Annotated in this window: 18 protein-coding genes; 14 read left to right on the forward strand and 4 right to left on the reverse strand. The window is 62.3% G+C overall.

What is annotated here, in order from left to right:
- Positions 1-144: 144 nt before the first annotated feature.
- From argE to PR018_RS23770, 3 genes are all read left to right on the forward strand, one after another.
- A complete protein-coding gene (gene argE, locus PR018_RS23760) occupies positions 145-1269 on the forward strand; it encodes an acetylornithine deacetylase (protein ID WP_142831268.1) in 1125 nt (374 codons plus the stop codon).
- 67 nt (positions 1270-1336) lie between these two features.
- Entirely contained in the window at positions 1337-2260 is a 924-nt protein-coding gene (locus PR018_RS23765) for a 2-hydroxyacid dehydrogenase (RefSeq protein WP_142831269.1), read from the forward strand.
- A 22-nt stretch (positions 2261-2282) separates the two neighbouring features.
- Positions 2283-2636, forward strand: a complete 354-nt coding sequence (locus tag PR018_RS23770; RefSeq protein ID WP_111218673.1) for a cupin domain-containing protein — start codon at positions 2283-2285, stop codon at positions 2634-2636.
- On the opposite strand, the gene PR018_RS23775 is transcribed toward PR018_RS23770, so the two are convergent.
- Positions 2618-2845 carry a hypothetical protein gene (locus PR018_RS23775; protein WP_142831270.1) on the reverse strand — a complete coding sequence of 76 codons (228 nt, stop codon included), beginning with the start codon at positions 2843-2845 and terminating at the stop codon, positions 2618-2620. The two genes, PR018_RS23770 and PR018_RS23775, sit on opposite strands and share 19 nt — an antisense overlap.
- Between PR018_RS23775 and PR018_RS23780 the strand changes: the two genes are divergently transcribed.
- From PR018_RS23780 to PR018_RS23790, 3 genes are read left to right on the forward strand one after another with little or no spacing between them, the layout of a single operon-like run.
- Positions 2829-4292: an aldehyde dehydrogenase family protein gene (locus PR018_RS23780; protein WP_142831271.1), complete on the forward strand. Its 1464-nt coding sequence runs from the start codon at positions 2829-2831 to the stop codon at positions 4290-4292. The two genes, PR018_RS23775 and PR018_RS23780, sit on opposite strands and share 17 nt — an antisense overlap.
- An 11-nt stretch (positions 4293-4303) precedes the next feature.
- A complete protein-coding gene (locus PR018_RS23785; protein ID WP_142831272.1) occupies positions 4304-5347 on the forward strand; it encodes a tartrate dehydrogenase in 1044 nt (347 codons plus the stop codon).
- A gap of 17 nt (positions 5348-5364) precedes the next feature.
- Positions 5365-6822, forward strand: coding sequence for an NAD-dependent succinate-semialdehyde dehydrogenase (locus PR018_RS23790; protein ID WP_142831273.1), 1458 nt, complete (start codon positions 5365-5367; stop codon positions 6820-6822).
- Positions 6823-6879: 57 nt separating this feature from the next.
- On the opposite strand, the gene PR018_RS23795 is transcribed toward PR018_RS23790, so the two are convergent.
- The gene (locus PR018_RS23795) at positions 6880-8157 is read right to left on the reverse strand and encodes an NAD(P)/FAD-dependent oxidoreductase (protein ID WP_142831274.1); all 1278 of its coding nucleotides are present in this window, start codon (positions 8155-8157) and stop codon (positions 6880-6882) included.
- Between the two features lie 11 nt (positions 8158-8168).
- Complete coding sequence (locus PR018_RS23800) at positions 8169-8837, reverse strand: haloacid dehalogenase type II (RefSeq protein WP_142831275.1); 669 nt, start codon at positions 8835-8837, stop codon at positions 8169-8171.
- A 376-nt stretch (positions 8838-9213) separates the two neighbouring features.
- Between PR018_RS23800 and PR018_RS23805 the strand changes: the two genes are divergently transcribed.
- From PR018_RS23805 to PR018_RS23835, 7 genes are all read left to right on the forward strand, one after another.
- A complete protein-coding gene (locus PR018_RS23805) occupies positions 9214-10050 on the forward strand; it encodes a GNAT family N-acetyltransferase (RefSeq protein ID WP_142831339.1) in 837 nt (278 codons plus the stop codon).
- A gap of 14 nt (positions 10051-10064) precedes the next feature.
- On the forward strand, positions 10065-11438 hold the full coding sequence (locus tag PR018_RS23810) for an aspartate aminotransferase family protein (RefSeq protein ID WP_142831276.1): 1374 nt from the start codon (positions 10065-10067) through the stop codon (positions 11436-11438).
- A 268-nt stretch (positions 11439-11706) separates the two neighbouring features.
- Entirely contained in the window at positions 11707-12423 is a 717-nt protein-coding gene (locus PR018_RS23815) for an HAD-IA family hydrolase (RefSeq protein ID WP_142831277.1), read from the forward strand.
- A 64-nt stretch (positions 12424-12487) separates the two neighbouring features.
- Positions 12488-14101, forward strand: coding sequence for an ABC transporter substrate-binding protein (locus PR018_RS23820; protein ID WP_142831278.1), 1614 nt, complete (start codon positions 12488-12490; stop codon positions 14099-14101).
- A 92-nt stretch (positions 14102-14193) separates the two neighbouring features.
- Positions 14194-15144 carry an ABC transporter permease gene (locus PR018_RS23825; RefSeq protein ID WP_111218659.1) on the forward strand — a complete coding sequence of 317 codons (951 nt, stop codon included), beginning with the start codon at positions 14194-14196 and terminating at the stop codon, positions 15142-15144.
- Positions 15145-15146: 2 nt separating this feature from the next.
- Entirely contained in the window at positions 15147-15989 is an 843-nt protein-coding gene (locus PR018_RS23830) for an ABC transporter permease (RefSeq protein WP_142831279.1), read from the forward strand.
- Positions 15989-17650, forward strand: a complete 1662-nt coding sequence (locus PR018_RS23835; protein WP_142831280.1) for an ABC transporter ATP-binding protein — start codon at positions 15989-15991, stop codon at positions 17648-17650. Before PR018_RS23830 ends, PR018_RS23835 begins: the two co-directional genes overlap by 1 nt.
- A gap of 3 nt (positions 17651-17653) precedes the next feature.
- Here PR018_RS23835 and PR018_RS23840 read toward each other — a convergent pair whose 3' ends face one another.
- Positions 17654-18130 carry an Lrp/AsnC family transcriptional regulator gene (locus tag PR018_RS23840; protein ID WP_111218735.1) on the reverse strand — a complete coding sequence of 159 codons (477 nt, stop codon included), beginning with the start codon at positions 18128-18130 and terminating at the stop codon, positions 17654-17656.
- Between the two features lie 238 nt (positions 18131-18368).
- On the opposite strand from PR018_RS23840, the gene PR018_RS23845 reads away from it, so the two are divergent.
- Entirely contained in the window at positions 18369-19694 is a 1326-nt protein-coding gene (locus PR018_RS23845; protein WP_142831281.1) for an NAD(P)/FAD-dependent oxidoreductase, read from the forward strand.
- Positions 19695-19711: the final 17 nt, after the last annotated feature.

Below are 19711 nucleotides of genomic sequence, written 5' to 3' on the forward strand. Positions count from 1 at the left end.
TCGATTTTCCGCCATTCGACACCGAAGATTTCGCTTCAAATACGGTCTTTTTCAGCAGTTTGCGCTGCAGCGGACGAACCTTCGGGGGACCCGTGCCGGAATGTCTCCCTATGCTGCCGTCGACACACGAGGGACGGTTGCGCGATGCATGAGCAGGACATTCTTGAACGGCTGGTCGCCTTCCCCTGTGTGGTCGGCACTGCCAACCATGACATCGTCGCGTGGATCCGTCGCCATGCAGAGAGCTGCGGCGCCAACGTGACGGTGGCGATGGGGCCGGAGGGCGACCGCGCCAATCTCTTTGCGACGATTGGCCCGAGAGACGTCCCGGGCATCCTTCTCTCCGGGCACATGGATGTGGTACCGGCCGGTGAACAGGGTTGGACCTCCGATCCTTTCCGTCTGCGCGCAGACGGAGACAGGCTCTACGGACGTGGCACCAGCGACATGAAGGGTTTCCTAGCCTGCGCCCTCGCAGCCCTCCCGGCGCTGGCAGCCATGCCCCTGACGCAGCCGGTGCATCTGGCCTTCTCCTATGACGAAGAGGCCGGTTGCCGAGGCGTGCCGCATCTGCTTCGGTTGCTGCCCGACCTCTGCGCCAAACCTCAGGGCTGCATCATCGGCGAACCCAGCGGCCTGCGTGCGATCCGCGCCCACAAGGGCAAGGCTGCCGCCCGCATCGAGATCCGCGGCCTCACCGGCCATTCCTCGCGTCCGGATCTCGGCGCGAATTCCATCCATGCGATGGCATCGGTGCTCGGCGAGGCAGGTGCAACAGCCGCGCGACTTGCAAATGGTCCCTTCGACAGCAACTTCGAGCCGCCCTACTCCTCGCTGCAGGTCGGCGTTATCAGCGGTGGCCAGGCTGTCAACATTATCCCGGATTTCTGCACCGCCGACATAGAGGCGCGCGCCATAGCGGGCGTTTCGCCCTCGACACTGTTGCAGCCGATTAAGGCCGCCCTGCTCGCCCTGGAAACACAAGGCTTCACCACCCGCTGGGACCTGCTCAGCGAATATCCAGCCTTGTCGCTTGCCGCCGACGCCCTCTTGGCAGGCCTCCTAGAAGCCTTGACGGGAAAACCCCCGCTTGCCGCCGTCAGCTACGGCACCGAGGCCGGACTATATCAGGCCGCCGGCATGGATGCGATCATCTGCGGGCCGGGCGATATCGGTCGCGCCCACAAGGCCGACGAGTATATCGAAGTAAGCGAACTCGCAGCTTGCCGGAAGATGATCGAAGACCTCGGACGGCGATCATGCGCCTGAGCGCGATCTCCACCGATTGCCTTGGCAGTTGATCGACACCTCCCACAACAACGAGCGGGACAATCGAATGGCCTTTCTATTCAACTCGGACGCAGCGCGCGCCCGGATATTTGCCGCAGAGTTCGCCCGCGAGCTGCCTCGTCTGCCGTTTGTTACCGATGCGAAGTCGGTTGCTCCAGAAGACGTGCGCTACCTGCTGACCTGGACCGCGCCCGACGACCTTAAGCGCTACACCAATCTCGAAGTGCTGTTTTCCATCGGCGCCGGGGTGGATCAGTTTGACGTTCAGGCCCTGCCGGACAGCGTCAAGCTGGTGCGGATGGTCGAGGACGGGATCGTGCGGATGATGCAGGAATATGTGACGCTCGCCGTACTGGCCTTGCACCGGGACCTGCCGGGCTATCTCGCACAGCAGCAACAGGGCGTTTGGAAATCCCGCCCAGTGCGTCAAGCGCCAGACCAGCGTGTCGGTGTGCTCGGTCTCGGACTGCTCGGAAAGGCGGTACTGGAGCGCCTCGGGCCATTCGGCTTTTCGCTGGCGGGGTGGAGCCGCTCGCCTCGTGAGATCGAAGGCGTCGCGTGCTTCCATGGCGAAGACCAGCTCGATACATTTCTGGCGCGCACTGATATTCTGATCTGCCTCCTGCCGCTGACGCCGCAGACCCGGGGCTTGCTCAATACGGACCTCTTTTCGAAGCTGCCGGCCGGGGCATCGCTGATCCATGCGGGTCGCGGGCCGCAGCTCGATCAACAGGCATTGATCGACGCGCTGGACAGCGGGCACCTTTCCGGTGCGGTGCTCGACGTTACCGATCCTGAACCCCTCCCCGCCAGCGATCCCCTCTGGCAACACCCGAAGATCATCCTGACGCCGCATATCGCCAGCGTCACCCAACCCGAGACTGCCGCCAAGGCCGTCATCGCCAACATCCACCGTCACGAGGCCGGGAAGGACCCGATCGGCCTCGTCGACCGCAAGCGCGGCTACTGACACTAAAAAGGAAAGAAAACGCATGTCTCTTCTCAAGCTTATCGACACCAACCCGACCACGGCTCCGCGCGAATCGAAGCCGACGGCCGAGCGTCTGATCTCCGGCGATCCGTCCTTCAAGACCTGGCCGCAGGACGCCTCGCGCGACGACAGCGTGCTGACCGGCGTATGGGAAGCGACCCCCGGCGAGACCCATTCGATCAAGGGGACGACCTACGAGTTCTGCCACCTCATAACCGGCGTTGTTGAAATCGTCGAGAAGGACGGCGAGACCTATACCTATCGCGCCGGCGACAGTTTTGTCATGAAGCCCGGCTTCGTCGGCATCTGGCGTACGATCGAGACCGTCCGCAAGATCTACGTCACCGTCAACTGAATTTTCCCCTGCGGGACAGCATCTCTCGCCAGTGCGCGCGGCACGATATCGCCGCGCTCAAAGCCGCCGAAGAATGCGCTGCGAACGCACCGGTAAACGGGAGATTCCATCGCCGCCCGGGCCACAGTCGACGCAAACTGCGCGGCAATGACCGCTAGTTTCGGTGGTCTGCCAACGCCCAGAGGAAATGCCATGTCGCTGAGCTTCAATCCCGATTCCGTGCAGCTTCCCCACGGACATTTCATCGGCGGGCGGATGATCGCGGCAAAGGGTGAAATCGCCATGCACCGCCCCTCCGACGGCGCCGCGTTCGCCGATTGCCCCATAGCCGGGGCTGATCTTGTCGACGAGGCCGTTCAGGGCGCAAAACGCGCGTTGAAGGAAAGCGGCTGGGCAGATGTGAGGCCGCGCGAACGCACGCGGATGATGCATCGCTGGGCCGACCTGATCGAGGCCGAGGCGGAAACATTGGCAAGGATTGAGGCAATCGCCTCGACGCGCCCCGTCGGCCACCTCATCCAGGGCGATATCGCCATCAGCGCCGAACAGATCCGCTTTTTTGCCGAGTTCGCCGACAAGGAGGGCAGCGATCTCGTGCCGACGAGCAAGGACAGCCTCGGCATGATCATGTCCGAACCCTATGGCGTGGTCGGCGCGATCACCCCCTGGAACTTTCCCCTGTCGATGGCCGCCTGGAAACTCGGGCCGGCGCTGGCTGCGGGCAATGCCGTGGTGCTCAAACCATCCGAACTCACGCCGTTTTCGGCGCTCTATCTTGCCGAGCTCTCGGTGCGCGCCGGCCTGCCCGCTGGCCTTATCAACATCGTGCTCGGCGATGGCGCGACGACCGGGACTGCAATCACCGGCCACCCGGAGATCGGCAAGATCAGCTTCACCGGCTCGACAGCGGCCGGACGTGCCATCATGGCCAACATCGCTCGAACGGGCATCAAACCGATGACGCTCGAGCTCGGTGGCAAGAGCCCGCAGCTGGTCTTTGCCGATGCCGACATTGCCCGCACCGCAAAGGCCGTGGCGCAGGGCATCCTGTCGAATGCCGGGCAGGCCTGCGTCGCCGGATCGCGGCTGATCGTCCACCAGTCGGTGGCGGCTCAGCTGGTCGATGCGCTGACATCAGCCATGGACGACATTACCCCAGGCCCGACATGGGACGAAAAGACGCAATATTCGCCGATCATTTCCGAGCGCCAGATCGGCCGCATCGACAGCATCGTCCGCGCATCGGTCGCCGAGGGTGCCGAATGCCTGCGTGGCGGCCAGATGCTGGAGCGCGACGGATATTTCTATGCACCGACACTGATCGCAGGCGTCACCCCATCCTCCCCTGCCGTGACCGAGGAAATCTTCGGCCCGGTGCTGACGATCCAGACATTCGTAGAAGAGGAAGAGGCCTTGGCGCTCGCCGACCACCCGACCTACGGGCTTGCGGCCGGCGTTTTCACGACCGACCTGTCGCGAGCAATCCGGGTGACGAAGCGACTGCAGGCCGGTACGATCTGGGTGAATCGCTACGGGCGTTCGCGCGACCACATCCTTCCGACAGGCGGCTACAAAAGCTCCGGCATCGGCAAGGATCTCGGCCGCGATGCTTACCTCGCCAATCGGAAATCCAAAAGCGTCCTGATCGACCTGTAAAGGAAAAATCCATGAAGACCTATTCCATAGCCCTGATCCCCGGCGACGGCATCGGCGTTCCCGTCATCGACGCCGCCTGGCAGGTGCTGGAGGCAGCCTCGAAGCAGGCGGGCTTCAAGCTGGAGGGCACGACCTTTCCTTGGTCCTGCGCCTTTTACAAGGAAGCCGGCGCGATGATGCCCGCAGACGGTATCGAGACCCTTCGCAAACACGATGCCATCCTGCTGGGTGCCGTCGGCTGGCCGGCGGAGGTGCCCGATTCCGTATCGCTGCACGGCCTGCTGCTGCCGATCCGCAAGGCCTTCGTGCAATATGCCAACATCCGTCCGCATCGTCTTCTACCGGGCGTCGAAGGTCCGTTGAAGTCGACGGGCTTCGATATCCTCTGCATCCGCGAAAACACCGAGGGCGAATATTCCGGTGCCGGCGGCCGCGTGCATGTCGGCACGCCCGACGAAGTCGCCGTCGAGACGTCGATCTTCACCCGCAAGGGTGTGGAGCGCATCCTGCGCTTCGGCTTCGAGCAGGCCCGCCTGCGCCGCAAGATGCTGGCCTCCGTCACCAAGTCGAATGCGCAGAAATACTCGATGGTGTTCTGGGACGAAGTGACTGCGCAACTGTCCGCCGAGTATCCGGATGTCGAGGTGAAAAACTATCACATCGATGCGATGGCGGCGCGCATGGTGATGGCACCGGACAGTCTCGATGTCGTCGTTGCGTCCAACCTGTTCGGCGATATCCTGACCGATCTCGGCGCCGCCATCCAGGGCGGCCTCGGCTTTGCAGCCTCCGCCAACATCAATCCCGATCGCACCGCGCCATCGATGTTCGAGCCGGTGCATGGATCGGCGCCCGATATCGCCCATCTCGGCATTGCCAACCCGATTGCCACCATCTGGTCGGCGGCAATGATGCTGGAGCATCTCGGCGAGCCCGCCGCGGCAGCCGGGATCATCAAGGCCATCGAAACTGCGACCGCAAGCGGCATCGGCACAAGGCCGGGCCGCGACAAAACCGACGCGATCACTGCCGCTGTGCTTTCGACGCTTTGCTGACGAGAAGGAACGCCAAAATGGACACTCTGAAGGACAACAACCTCTTCCGGCAGCAATGCGTCATTGACGGCATCTGGCGCAACGCTGCCTCCGGTTCGTCGGTGCCGGTCACCAATCCGGCGACGCAAGGTATTATCGGGCACGTTCCCGATGTCAGCGGCGATGAAACACGCGAGGCAATCGCAGCAGCGCGGGCAGCCTTCGCCCCCTGGAAGGCCAAGACCCATGCGGCACGGGCAGCGCTCTTGGAAGCCTGGCACCGCCTGATCCTCGAAAACGAGCAGGATCTCGCCATGATCCTGACCCTCGAGCAGGGCAAGCCGCTGGCGGAAGCGCTGGGCGAAATCCGCTATGGCGCATCCTTCGTCAAGTGGTTTGCCGAGGAAGCCCGCCGCGTCGGCGGAACGACCGTCCCATCGCCCACGGCAGATCGCCGGATCATCGTGCTGAAGGAGGCCGTCGGCGTCTGCGCCATCATCACGCCGTGGAATTTCCCGAACGCCATGATTACCCGCAAGGTCGCTCCAGCGCTTGCGGCCGGCTGCACCGTGGTCGTCAAGCCTTCTGAATTCACGCCATTTTCCGCGCTGGCCCTTGGCGTGCTGGCCGAGCGTGCCGGCATCCCGGCAGGTGTCATCAATATCGTCACGGGCATGCCGGCCGAGATCGGCAATGAGATGATGGCGAACGAGATCGTGCGCAAGATATCCTTCACCGGATCGACCCGCGTCGGCTCGCTTTTGATGCGGGGCGCCGCCGACAGCATCAAGCGCCTCAGCCTGGAACTCGGCGGCAACGCGCCGTTCATCGTCTTTGACGATGCCGATATCGATCTGGCGATCGACGGCGCGCTTGCGTCCAAGTTCCGCAACGGCGGGCAGACCTGCGTCTGCTCCAACCGCATTCTCGTGCAATCCGGCATCTATGACACGTTTGCCCAAAAGCTGGCGGCCCGGGTCTCCGTCATGAAGGTCGGCCCCGGGGCCGGCGAACCCGTGGATATCGGACCGATGATCAACAAGGCGGCCATCGACAAGATCGATCGCCATATCGAGGATGCACTTGCCAAGGGCGCTCGCATCATTTCCGAGAGACCTGCAATGCCAGATGGCAAGCAATATGCCGTCCCTGTCGTGCTTGGTGGCGCCACAACGGACATGCTGCTGGCCAACGAGGAGACATTCGGTCCAGTCGCTCCTCTGTTCCGGTTCGACACCGAAGAGGAAGCCATCGAAATCGCCAACGCCACCCCGTTCGGCCTGGCGTCCTATTTCTACACCGAGAGCCTGCGACGCTCATGGCGGGTGGCGGAGGCGCTCGAATTCGGGATGGTTGGCCTCAACACCGGCTCCGTCTCGATGGAGGTCGCGCCCTTCGGCGGCGTCAAGCAATCCGGCATCGGCCGCGAGGGCGGACAATGCGGGATCGAGGAATATCTCGAAATGAAGAGCTTCCACATCGGTGGACTTGGCTGACACGGACGCGAACAGGGGCGGAGATCACTCTCCGTCCCTGTTCGTGAGATCTTTGGTTTACTGGAACCGGTCGAGCGTCTTGTAGTAGAGCCCGACCATCGGCAGGAACCATGGCTTGCCGAAATGGCCGGCGATAGCGGGCCATTCAAGACCGGAGACTGGGTTACGGTCGGCTTTGCCCATGATCGCGTCGGCGATGACGATCCCCATGTGGCTTGCCATCTGCGCTCCGTGGCCGGAATAGCCCATGGCATACCAGACACCGTCGGCAAAGCCGGCGCGCGGGAAGCGATCCTTGGTCATGTCGACGAGGCCACCCCAGCAATAATCGATCTCGACCTGACCCAGCTGCGGAAAGATCTGGCGCAGGCTCGCCTTCAGGATGGCGCCGCTCTTGTCGTCTGAGCGTTGATCCGACGATGCCGAAAACCGGGCACGGCCGCCGAAGATCAGCCGCTGGTCCGGCGACAGGCGGAAGTAGTTGCCGATGTTGAGCGAGGTGACGCAGGTGCGGTTGCCCGGCATGACGTCGGCGACCTCGGCATCGGTCAGCGGCCGGGTGGCCAGCAGGAAGCTTCCAACCGAGACGATGCGGCGCCGGAAATAGCCGAAGGGACCGGAGGTATAGGCACCCGTTGCCACAAAGACTGCATCGGCGGTGACGCTGCCACGCGCTGTGGTCAGCGTATGCCTGGCGCCTGCCACCTTGCGGTCCGTCACCGCGGCATTCTCGAAGATCACCGCGCCATGGCGCACGGCGGCGTTGGCAAGCCCCGCGACGTAGCGGCCCATGTGCATCATGGCGCTCTTTTTCGACAGCATGGCGCCGTGGAAGGCATTCGAGCCGATCTCGTGCCGCAGGTCAGTCGCCGTCAACAGGGCCGTGTCGGGATCGACGTCTCGGTTGACGAGCTCGAAATTGGCGGCGATCGATTTGAAATGCTCCGGCTTCGAGGCGAGCTTCAGCTTGCCGGCACGGCGAAAATTGCAGTCGATGCCCTCCTCCGTAACGATGCGCTCAATGGTATCGATGGAAGCGTCGAAGGCGCGGTAGAGCGCCTTCGCCCGTTCCGCCCCGAGTTCATTCCGGGCAGAGGCAAAACCGTGGGCGATGCCGTTGTTGAGGTGTCCACCGTTGCGACCCGATGCGCCCGCGCCGACATGGGCCGCCTCGAGGACGACGACCTTGACCCCGGCCTTCGCCAGGTGCCGGGCTGCCGACAGGCCACCGAAACCGCCGCCGATCACGGCCACATCGTAATGGCCTTCGACCGGGCCTTTGCTGGCGGCCGCGAAAGCGGGCGCTGTATCGTGCCAGTAGGACTTGAACTGCATCGCCATCCCCGTCAGAGCCCGACGACGCCGGGCAGGCCCGAAATGTCCTTGATCTCGGTATATTCATAATAAGGATTGGCCGGCTCATGGCCACGGTTGACCCAGACCTTGTTCTTGATGCCGAGATCGTGGGCCGACATCAGATCGTAGCGGAACGACGACGAGCAATGCAGAACATCTTCCGGACCGCAGCCGAGCATGTCGAACATATATTCGAATGCCTGGAAGCGCGGCTTGTAGGCATTGGCCTGCTCAGCGGTGTAGACCGCATGGAATGGCGCGCCGAGCTTTTCGACGTTCGACATGATCTGCTCGTTCATGGCGTTCGACAGGATAACCAGCGGAATTTCCTTGGCAACCTTGGCAAGGCCAGCCGGAACGTCGGCGTGCGGTCCCCAGCTCGGCACTGTCTCGTAGATTGAGCGCGCATCCGCATCGTTGAAGGCGACGCGGTTCCTCTTGCAGGTGCGCTCGACGGCATTGTGGATGACTTCGTTGTAGGGCTTCCAGTCCCCGAGGATCTCGTCGAGGCGATAGGCGGCGAAATTCTTGATGAACTGCTTCATGGCGGCGGCTTCGAGTTGGCCGCCATAGATCTTCTCGGCCGCCTCCGCCATCTGGAAATGGGTCAGCGTTCCGTAGCAGTCGAAGGTGATGTATTTGGGCCGAAACTGGGACATCGCTCTCAAATTCCTTACTGGTTTTGGGCTGGTGACGGGATATTGGCGCCAGTGCCCGGCGCCTTGTTGACCCGATCATAGTCGCGTCCCGGATATGTCGTTGACCGCAATTGCTGTGACTGAAAGCAGATTGTTGCGTATCTCAATAGCCGTTTGGCAGAGAGTTGCGCCGGCTGTCCCGGCCGGTCGTCCCTGTCGCCCGGCATGGCTCGACCCACGGCATAAGATGCGGCGCCCCTCCGGAAAGACGATGCAAACATGTTGCCGCCAACCCCATGGTCAGGAGGTTCTACCTGCACGCCGGCGCTATCAATGAAGACAGGACAGGATTATCCGGAACAAGAGAATGCCGCCAGACCAGATCGACCCCAGCCACATCGACCCAAGCCACATCGACATCGTGAAGTTTTCTGCCGACCATCTCGAAGGCGCGCTGACGCTCTCGCGTCAGGCCGGCTGGCCGCACCGCCTGGAAGACTGGGCGATGGTGCTCTCGCTCAGCGTCGGCTTCGTGGCCATCGAGAACGGGCGCGTGGTCGGCACCACGTTTGTGACCCTCTACGGGGCTGCGGCCGCCACCATCAACATGGTCATCGTTGACGAGGCGATGCGCGGCCGTGGCATCGGACGGCGGCTGATGGATATGGCGCTCGCCGAATGTGGCGATCGCGAGTGCCGCCTGAACGCCACAAAGGAAGGCCTGCCGCTCTACACCAAGCTTGGCTTCAAGGAGACCGGCCGGATCCTCCAGCATCAGGGCGCCCTGGGTGCTGGAAATGGTGAAGCCAGCGTTGACTGGGCAAGTGTCGAAGACCTTGCCGATTGCGCAACGCTGGACCAGTCAGCCTCCGGCCTCGAACGCTTCGACCTTATAGAGGCGCTGCACCAGGCCGGCCGGATCGCCGTCCTGCGCCCCGCCGGCAAGATCACCGCCTTTGCCGCCCTGCGCGCGTTCGGTCACGGCGAGGTCATCGGTCCCGTGGTGGCCGCACATGCTGACGAGGCCAAGACCCTGATCGCCGGTCTCATCGAAGCCCGCCACGGGCAATTCGTCCGGGTCGACACCACAAAGGTCTGCGGTCTGGCATCGTGGCTGGAGGCGCAGGGCCTTGCCAATGTCGGCGGCGGCATCGCCATGCGGCGCAGCGCCAAGCCTTCCACCGGGACATCCGCGTTTCAAACCTTTGCCCTTGCAAGCCAGGCGCTTGGCTAAATCAGGAGACGACCATGCTGAGCAACTCACTCATCGAACTCGACCGAGCCCATCTCGTCCATCCGGTCGCGTCCTACAGGACCCACGAGAAAATCGGCGTGCGGGTTCTGAAATCCGGCAAGGGTGCGACGGTCACGGATGCCTCGGGCCATCAGCTTATCGATGGTTTTGCCGGCCTGTGGTGCGTCAATGCCGGCTACGGCCAGGAAAGCATCGTCGAGGCCGCCGCGCAGCAGATGCGCGAGCTGCCCTACGCCACCGGCTATTTCAGCCTCGGTTCAGAACCCGCCATCCGTCTTGCCGCCGAACTTGCCGATCGGACGCCCGGCGATCTCAACCATGTCTACTTCACGCTCGGCGGATCCGATGCCATCGACAGCACGGTGCGTTTCATCCGCTATTATTACCATGCCAAGGGCACGCCCGCGAAAGACCAGTTCATCTCCGTCGAACAGGGCTACCACGGTTCATCGACGGTCGGCGCCGGGCTGACGGCCCTGCCGGTGTTTCATGCAGGCTTCGGCATCCCGTTCGACTGGCAGCATAAAATCCCGTCGCATTACGCCTATCGCAACCCGGTCGGCAGCGACGATGCGGCGATCATTGCCGCGTCGACAGCTGCACTACGTGCCAAGGTCGAGGTCCTCGGCGCGGACCGCGTCGCTGCATTCTATGTCGAGCCGATCCAGGGGTCCGGAGGCGTCATCGTGCCGCCGAAAGGCTGGATCAAGGCGATGCGCGATCTCTGCACCGAACTCGACATTCTGTTCATCGCCGACGAAGTCATCACCGGTTTCGGCCGCACCGGACCGCTGTTTGCCTGCAGCGAGGAGGACATCGTTCCGGATTTCATGACCGTCGCCAAGGGGCTGACCTCAGGCTATGTGCCGATGGGCGCCGTATTCATGACCGACAAGATCTACCAGACCATCGCCGACGGCGCCGGCAGCGCTGCAGTCGGACATGGCTATACCTATTCCGCCCATCCGGTCAGCGCCGCCGTCGGCCTCGAAGTCTTGCGTCTCTATGAGGGCGGGTTGCTGGACAACGGCCGCAAGGCCGGTGCCCGCCTGATGGAGGGCCTGCACAGCCTCGCCAGTCATCCGCTGGTCGGCGAGGTCCGCGGTCGCGGAATGCTGGCGGCGCTCGAACTTGTCACCGACAAGGAGCGCAAGACCCCGCTGCCGGCAGCGGCGGACCCGTCGCGCCGCATCTTCGACCGCGCCTGGGATAACGGGCTGGTCGTGCGCGCCTTCGGCAACGGCATTCTCGGCTATGCGCCGCCGCTCTGCTGCACGGAGGCCGAAATCGATGCCATCGTCGAGCGTACGCGCAAAACGCTGGACCAGACGCTGGAAGATCCGGATATCCGTGCCGCCATGGCGTGAGATCACCGGTTCCCCATGAGCGAGAATCATGCGGGCCGAAATACCGCGGTGGCTGAATATTCGGAATTTTCTGCCGTGGCACTTCCGTCTTTAAGCGCATTCGGTGCCCGTTAACTGAGACACTGTCCTTCAACCGGCGGTCAAAAGCCGCAAACAAAGCGATCAGGCAGTCTCAACAGGGTCGTATCGCCTGAAATGCACACAGCATATCGTTCTGTTAGGACGCTGCAGAGGAGGACCAAGGGTCCACCGAGAAAGGACTAGAGGCTTGGAAAAGACATTTGAAAGCTTCAAATATCTGACCTTCGACGTGGTCGGCACGCTGATCGACTTCGAGGGCGGGCTGATCGGCTGCCTGCAGGAAATTGCCGCCGAGAACGGCAAGTCCGTCGATGGCGAAACGGCGCTCAGCCTTTATCGCAATGCCCGCTACATGCCGGATGTCGGGCTTTTCCCGGATGATCTCGTGCGTGTCTACATGGTCATTGCACCGGCGCTCGGACTGCCGGCGGAGGCCCGGTTGGGTGAGCGGCTGCGTGACTCGGCAAAGACGTGGATGGCATTTCCCGACAGCGCCGATGCAATGGCCCGCCTCGCCAAGCGCTTCAAGCTCATCGCCATGACAAATGCCCAGCGCTGGGCGTTCGAGTGCTTTTCGCAAGCGCTCGGCAATCCGTTCTTCAAGGGTTTTACCGCCGACGACACGGGCACGGAAAAGCCAGACCCGGCATTTTTCGAGCATGTCCTCGCCTCCATAACGTCCGAAGGCGGCTCCCGCGCCGACATCCTGCATGTCGCGCAGAGCCAGTATCACGACATCGGGATCTCCAGGCAGCTTGGCATAGCAAACTGCTGGATCGAGCGACGCCACGCCCAGAAGGGCTATGGCGGCACGATCGAGCCTGTAGCCTTCACCAAGCCGGATTTCCACTTTACCTCCATGGCAGCGCTTGCGGATGCCGTGGAACAGACGAACGCCGCCTGAGGCTTCAACGAGCCCCGGACGGACACGGCAATGCCTTCACACAATCAATAAAAGGGGAATGCGCATGTCTGACAATAAATTTTTAAACTGGACGTCTTCCGACGATGCCATGGTCGAGAACGCCATTCGCCGTGGTGCAAGCCGCCGCGATCTTCTGAAGATGATGATGGCCGGAGGCCTTGCCGCCACTGCCGGCAGCCTGATCCTCGGCCGCGCCAATAGCGCGATTGCCGCCACGCCTGTTTCCGGCGGATCGCTGAAAGCAGCCGGCTGGTCGGCTTCGACGGCAGATACGCTCGACCCGGCCAAGGCATCGCTGTCGACCGACTACGTCCGTTGCTGCGCCTTCTACAACCGGCTGACATTCCTCGACAAGGCCGGCGTAACGCAGATGGAACTTGCCGAGAGCGTCGAAAGCTCGGACGCAAAGGTTTGGACCGTCAAATTGCGCAAGGGGGTCACGTTCCACGACGGTAAGACGCTGAAGGCCGCCGACGTCGTCTACTCGCTGAAGCGCCACCTCGACCCGGCCGTCGGATCGAAGGTCAATTCGATCGCCAAGCAGATGACCGGTTTCAAGGCCGTCGACGACCTCACCGTAGAGATCACGCTCGCCAGCGCCAATGCCGACCTGCCGACCATTCTCGCCATGCATCACTTCATGATCCTGGCCGACGGCACGACCGATTTCTCCAAGGCAAACGGCACCGGCGCGTTTGTTTGCGAAGTTTTCGAGCCCGGCGTGCGCTCCCTTGCAACCAAGAACAAGAACTACTGGAAGCAGGGCGGCCCGCACCTCGACAGCTTCGAGTTCTTCGCCATCTCCGACGATAGCGCCCGCGTCAATGCGCTGATTTCCGGCGACATCCAGCTCGCAGCCTCGATCAATCCGCGCTCCATGCGCTTGCTCGAAACCCAGCCCTCCGTCGCCATCTCCAAGACGACATCGGGCAACTACACCAACCTCAACATGCGCCTCGACATGAGCCCGGGCAACAAGGCCGACTTCGTCACCGGCATGAAATACCTGCTCAACAGGGAGCAGATCCAGAAATCCGTGCTGCGCGGCCTGGCCGAGATCGGCAACGACCAGCCGATTTCCCCGGCCAGCATCTATTACAACGCCGATCTGAAGCCGAAAGCCTTCGACCCCGAAAAGGCCAAGTTCCACTTCCAGAAGGCCGGCGTGCTGGGACAATCGATCCCCGTCGTGGCCTCGGATGCGGCCACCTCGTCGATCGACATGGCCATGGTCGCCCAGGCAGCCGGCGCCGAGATCGGCATGAAGCTCGACGTGCAGCGCGTTCCCTCCGACGGCTATTGGTCGAACTACTGGCTGAAGGCGCCGATTCATTTCGGCAACATCAATCCACGCCCGACGCCGGATATCCTGTTCTCGCTCCTCTATTCCTCCGACGCCCCTTGGAACGAGAGCCAGTACAAGTCGCCCAAGTTCGACACGATGATGATCGAAGCGCGCGGCATGCTGGACCAGGCCAAGCGCAAGGAAATATACAATGCGATGCAGGTGATGATCGCGGAAGAGGCCGGCACCGCCATTCCCGCCTTCATCTCGAATGTCGACGCCATTTCCTCCAAGCTCAAGGGGCTGGAATCCAATCCGCTCGGCGGCATGATGGGATATGCGTTCGCAGAGTATGTCTGGCTCGAGGCCTAGCACCGCCATGAAGCCGGCCGGAGATCCATCGTGTCTCCGGCCCCCCTCCATGCTACAGTGCTTTGAAAGCACCGTCCCCCTGCGGAGCGCCCATGAACCTCCACGTCCTCGTGTTGGTGATCAACCGATTGCTCGTGGCTGTCGTCACCTTGCTGATCGTGTCCTTCACCGTGTTTTTCGCAACCGAGATGCTGCCGGGCGATGTCGCCCAGATCCTTCTCGGTCAGGCAGCGACACCGGAAGCCGTGGCGGGTTTGCGGACCGCGATGCATCTCGACGACCCTGCATTCTACCGGTTCATCCACTGGCTCGGCGGTTTCGTCACCGGCGATCTCGGCATCTCCTATGCCAACAACATGCCCATCGCAAAGCTGATCGGTCCGCGCTTCCTCAGCACGCTGAAACTGGCGACTGCCACTGCCCTGTTCTCCGTGCCGCTGGCCCTGACACTGGGCATAACCTCGGCGATTGCACGGGGCTCGATCTTCGACCGGATCGTCACCACGGTGACCATAGCCGTTATTTCCGTGCCCGAATTCATGGTCGCGACGTCAGCCGTACTCGTCTTCGCGGTGTATCTGAAGTGGCTTCCGGCGCTCTCCTTCGCCAATGAGGTCCACAGCTTCGGCGAGCTTCTGCGGGTCTTTGCCATGCCGGTGATCACGCTGAGCTTCGTCATCTCGGCGCAGATGATCCGCATGACGCGGGCAGCGGTGATCGAAACGCTCGGAACGCCCTACATCGAAATGGCGCTTCTGAAAGGGGCCTCGCGAACGAGGATCGTGTTGAAGCACGCGCTTCCCAACGCGCTAGGACCGATCGTCAATGCCGTCGCGCTGTCGCTGTCCTACCTGCTCGGCGGCGTCATCATCGTCGAGACGATTTTCAACTATCCCGGCATTGCCAAGATGATGGTGGATGCGGTGGCGACGCGCGACCTCCCGCTCATCCAGACCTGTTCGATGATCTTCTGTTTCGGTTACCTGATCCTGATCACGATTGCCGACATCATCGCCATCATGTCCAACCCGAGGCTGCGCTGACCATGGCAAATTTCTCCGTATCCCCGGCACGTTTCGGCTACCGCTTCAACATCGTCGGCGTCCTCGGGCTGACCATCATCCTTACCTGGTCACTGGTCGCTATTTTCGCGCCCCTGCTGATCCCCTATTCTATCGCCGATATCGTCGACTACGACTACTTCGGACCGATCTCCGCAAAATTCCTGCTCGGCACCGATTATCTCGGCCGAGACATCCTGTCGCGTATCTTGATGGGCGCGCGCTACACTGTGGGCATATCGCTTGCCGCCGTGGCTGTCGCCTGTTTCACCGGCGTCGCGCTCGGCATGAGTGCCGCCGTTGCCGGAGGATGGTTCGACACGTGCCTCTCCCGATTTCTCGACGCCTTGAGCTCCATTCCGAGCAAGCTCTTCGGGCTCGTCGTCGTTGCCGCTGTCGGCTCCTCCATACCGGTGCTCATCGTCACCCTGGCCGTGATCTACACGCCAGGCGCCTATCGCTTCAGCCGGGCGCTCGCCGTCAACATCAATACGATGGACTATGTCACTGTCGCCAGGGCCCGCGGCGAGAAGACCATCTACCTGATTGGTTCGGAAATCCTGCCGAACATCCTCGGCCCCGTGCTTGCCGATCTCGGCCTGCGCTTCGTGTTTATTGCCCTGCTGCTTTCGGGCCTGTCCTTCCTCGGCCTCGGCGTTCAGCCGCCGAACGCCGACTGGGGCGCGCTCGTGCGCGAAAACATCGGCGGCCTGCCTTTTGCATCCCCTGCGGTGATCTTTCCGTCGATCGCCATCGCCAGCCTCACCATCAGCGTCAATCTTCTGATCGACAACCTGCCGCATAAGATCAGAGACCGGAGCATGTGATGGCAAACCTTGTCGAAGTCCGCAATCTCGAGGTCGAGGCAAAGACCGATGCCAACCGCACCGTGGCAATCATCCGCGATGTCAGTTTCGATATCGCCGAGGGCGAAATCGTCGCGCTGATCGGCGAAAGCGGCTCGGGCAAGACGACGATTGCCCTGACGATGATGGGCCATACGCGTCCGGGCTGCCGCATCAGCGGCGGTTCGGTCCTATTGTCCGGCAACGACATGGCCGGCCTGCCCGAAAAGCGCCTCGCCAGCCTGCGCGGCACGCAAGTCGCATACGTGCCGCAAAGTGCTGCCGCAGCCTTCAATCCGGCGCAGACGATCATAGATCAGGTGATCGAGGTCGTGCGCATCCACAAGCTGATGTCCATCGACCAGGCCCGTTCGCGGGCGGTCGAACTGTTCAAGGCGCTGGCCCTGCCCGACGCCGAGACCATCGGCGCGCGCTATCCGCACCAGGTCTCCGGCGGCCAGTTGCAGCGGCTCTCGGCCGCCATGGCGCTGATCGGCAATCCGAAGCTGGTGATCTTCGACGAACCGACAACGGCGCTCGATGTCACGACCCAGATCGACGTGCTCAGGGCCTTCAAGTCGGTCATGAAAAAGGGCGGCCTTGCCGGCGTCTATGTTTCCCACGACCTCGCCGTCGTTGCCCAGATCGCCGATCGCATCGTCGTTCTGAAGGAAGGTGAAATCCAGGAAATCGGCAAAACGGCGCAAATCCTGGCATCGCCGCAGCACCCCTACACGCGCCAACTCGTGGCAGCCTTCAAGCCGACCCTGCGGATCCCACCGGCCCCAGTGGAGCAGGCGGCGCGACAGCCGCTGCTGGAGGTGGATGCGTTGTCGGCCGGCTATGGCCCGATCCAGCCGAATGGATTGCCGCTGGCTCTGGCGCTGAAATCCGTCAGCCTGAAACTCGACTACGGCCAGAACCTCGGCATCGTTGGGGAATCCGGCTGCGGAAAGTCGACACTGGCCCGGGCAATTGCCGGCATCCTGTCGCCGGCGTCCGGCCATATCATTTTCGACGGCAAGGAACTTGCACCAAACGCTGCCAGCCGCCGTCGCGACGAATTGCGCAAGCTGCAGATCGTCTTCCAGTTCGCAGACACCGCGCTCAACCCGTCCAAATCGATCTCGGACATTCTGGAGCGACCGCTTGCCTTCTATCACGGCATGGCGAAGGGCCAGCGGCAAGCCCGCATCGATCAGCTGCTCGACATGGTGCATCTGCCGCGCAGCGTGAAATACCGGCGACCTGCCGAATTGTCGGGCGGGCAGAAACAGCGCATCAATCTGGCAAGAGCGCTTGCGGCCGAGCCCAAACTCATTCTTTGCGACGAGATCACCTCGGCCCTCGACACGGTCGTGGCTGCGGCGATCATCGATCTGCTGAAAGAGCTGCAGACCGAACTCGGGCTGTCCTACATCTTCATCAGCCATGATCTCTCGGTCGTGCAGGCGATCTGCGACGAGATCGCAGTGATGTATGCCGGCGAAAAGATCGAACAGATGGCGCCGTCCGACTTCGGGAATCCCGGCGGACATCCCTATTCGCGGCTGCTCTATTCCTCGGTGCCGAAGCTCGATCCCACCTGGCTCGACAGCCTCGAGCGGGACCCTGAACTCGTTGCGGCCTTTGCAAAGCGCTGAGGTTTACATCGGGAAGAGGCTGGTGAGCGGCATATGCGACCGTGTGATCGGCGATTTCAGCACGACGAAGCTAAAATATTTGTCGATGCCGATATCCATGTCGATGAGGCGTTCCATGATCGTCTGGTATTCGGTGATGCTGCCGGTGACGAACTTGATGAGATAATCGTATCCGCCCGAGACCAGATGGCACTCGATGACGGAATCGACCTTCTCGATGGCCGCCAGAAACCGGGCGAAATCGATCTGCCGATGGTTCTTCAACGTCACTTCCGTAAAGACCGTCAGGGTCTGCCCGAGCTTGGCAACGTTGATCTGTGCCGAGTAGCTGACGATATAGCCTTCCGCCTGCAGCTTCTTGACCCGCATCAGGCAGGGACTGGGCGACAGGTTGACCAGATCCGCCAGCTCTACATTGGTGATGCGGCCGTTCTTCTGCAGTTCGGAGAGAATCTTGATGTCGATCCGGTCGAGTTTCATCAGCGCTCCATGACGTCCGGTGCTCATTCACCGCGCTTGCTGCAGCATATTATGCGGAATGAAAAATGCATCAAGCCGGGCAAGGCCGCTCTCGCCCTGCAAATCGCGCAATTGACAAGTTAAGCAGAATAATCTTCCAGCGACGGCAGTCACGCCATGAAATGCTGATTGGCCATGCTCTGCGGCAAACGCTAGCGCAAGCCTCTGGCTATAATTATGTCTTCATTGGAGAAATCGCATGCCCGCGCCGCTTTTGAAGATCGAGACAACACCGGATTTGCCTGCGGAAGCGGATGTCGTCGTTATCGGCGGAGGCGTCGTCGGCGTCTTCTCGGCATATTATCTCGCCCGCCGCGGCTTTCGCGTCGCACTTGTCGAAAAGGGCTACGTCGGCGCGGAGCAATCCAGCCGAAACTGGGGATGGTGCCGCCAGCAAAATCGAGATGCCCGCGAATTGCCGATGGCGACGAAAAGTCTCGCCCTGTGGGACAAGCTTGCCGGCGATCTCGGCGAGGACGTCGGCTTCACCAAGTGCGGGCTGCTTTATCTGAGCGACAACGAAGCCGAGATAGCCGGCTGGGCCCGCTGGCGCGATTTTGCGGCAACCGTCGGGGTCACGACGCACGTGCTCACTGCCGATGAGGCCACGCAGCGCGGACAGGCAACTGGCAAGCGCTGGAAAGGCGGCGTATTTTCGCCGAGCGACGGCATCGCCGACCCGGCCCGTGCGGCACCGATCGTGGCACGCGGCATCATCGCTGCCGGCGGTTCCGTCCACCAGCTCTGTGCTGCGCGGGGTGTTGAAACCGAGGCCGGGCGCGTCAGCGGCGTGATCACAGAGGCCGGCACCATCCGAACAAAGACCGTTGTGCTGGCCGGCGGCGCCTGGGCCTCCTCCTTCTGCCGCCAGCTCGGCATCCGCTTTCCGCAAGCCTCGGTCCGGTCGTCGATTCTGTCGGTGGGACCGGGCGCCGAAGGCATTCCAGATGCGCTTCACACTGCCGAGGTTTCGGTGACGCGCCGGGGCAATGGCGGTTACACGCTGGCCATCAGCGGCCGGGCGCGTGTCGATCCGACGGCGCAACAGGTGCGCTTTGCCCGCGAGTTCGTGCCGATGTTTGCCAAGCGCCGCCGCAGCCTGGCGCTGGGCGGGGCCGAGGGATGGCGATCAGGACACGAGAGCGTCACGAAATGGCGGCTCGACGCCCCCACCCCGATGGAGCGCAATCGCGTCCTCGACCCGACGCCGGATCAATCGCAGATCGACGAGACGCTGCGGCGGGCCCGAAAGCTTCTGCCGGGACTAAAGGATATCGGCCAAGAGAGCGCCTGGGCCGGCTACATCGACAGCACGCCGGACGGGGTTCCCGCCATCGGCGAAATTGCGAGCCTCCCCGGGCTGATCCTCGCGGCCGGCCTCAGCGGCCATGGCTTCGGCATCGGACCGGGCGCTGGCCATCTGGTGGCTGATATCATTGCCGGAACGCCGCCGCTGGTAGACCCGGTACCTTACGACCCCGCGCGGTTGAGCAAATCGGTCTGGGGCAAGGTTGCCGACTTCTGAGCATGCCGACGCCACGG

The organism is Rhizobium rhododendri (genome assembly GCF_007000325.2).
GTDB classification, from domain to species: domain Bacteria; phylum Pseudomonadota; class Alphaproteobacteria; order Rhizobiales; family Rhizobiaceae; genus Rhizobium; species Rhizobium rhododendri.

What these genes read in the sequence shown, in the direction of transcription:
- PR018_RS23780 (WP_142831271.1), top strand. Translation starts at nt 2,829, where the DNA reads ATGTCGCTGAGCTTCAATCCCGATTCCGTGCAGCTTCCCCACGGACAT.
- PR018_RS23765 (WP_142831269.1), top strand. Translation starts at nt 1,337, where the DNA reads ATGGCCTTTCTATTCAACTCGGACGCAGCGCGCGCCCGGATATTTGCC.
- PR018_RS23810 (WP_142831276.1), top strand. Translation starts at nt 10,065, where the DNA reads ATGCTGAGCAACTCACTCATCGAACTCGACCGAGCCCATCTCGTCCAT.
- PR018_RS23845 (WP_142831281.1), top strand. Translation starts at nt 18,369, where the DNA reads ATGCCCGCGCCGCTTTTGAAGATCGAGACAACACCGGATTTGCCTGCG.
- PR018_RS23795 (WP_142831274.1), bottom strand. Translation starts at nt 8,157, where the DNA reads ATGCAGTTCAAGTCCTACTGGCACGATACAGCGCCCGCTTTCGCGGCC.
- PR018_RS23820 (WP_142831278.1), top strand. Translation starts at nt 12,488, where the DNA reads ATGTCTGACAATAAATTTTTAAACTGGACGTCTTCCGACGATGCCATG.
- PR018_RS23830 (WP_142831279.1), top strand. Translation starts at nt 15,147, where the DNA reads ATGGCAAATTTCTCCGTATCCCCGGCACGTTTCGGCTACCGCTTCAAC.
- PR018_RS23770 (WP_111218673.1), top strand. Translation starts at nt 2,283, where the DNA reads ATGTCTCTTCTCAAGCTTATCGACACCAACCCGACCACGGCTCCGCGC.
- argE (WP_142831268.1), top strand. Translation starts at nt 145, where the DNA reads ATGCATGAGCAGGACATTCTTGAACGGCTGGTCGCCTTCCCCTGTGTG.
- PR018_RS23825 (WP_111218659.1), top strand. Translation starts at nt 14,194, where the DNA reads ATGAACCTCCACGTCCTCGTGTTGGTGATCAACCGATTGCTCGTGGCT.
- PR018_RS23840 (WP_111218735.1), bottom strand. Translation starts at nt 18,130, where the DNA reads ATGAAACTCGACCGGATCGACATCAAGATTCTCTCCGAACTGCAGAAG.
- PR018_RS23790 (WP_142831273.1), top strand. Translation starts at nt 5,365, where the DNA reads ATGGACACTCTGAAGGACAACAACCTCTTCCGGCAGCAATGCGTCATT.
- PR018_RS23835 (WP_142831280.1), top strand. Translation starts at nt 15,989, where the DNA reads ATGGCAAACCTTGTCGAAGTCCGCAATCTCGAGGTCGAGGCAAAGACC.
- PR018_RS23785 (WP_142831272.1), top strand. Translation starts at nt 4,304, where the DNA reads ATGAAGACCTATTCCATAGCCCTGATCCCCGGCGACGGCATCGGCGTT.
- PR018_RS23800 (WP_142831275.1), bottom strand. Translation starts at nt 8,837, where the DNA reads ATGTCCCAGTTTCGGCCCAAATACATCACCTTCGACTGCTACGGAACG.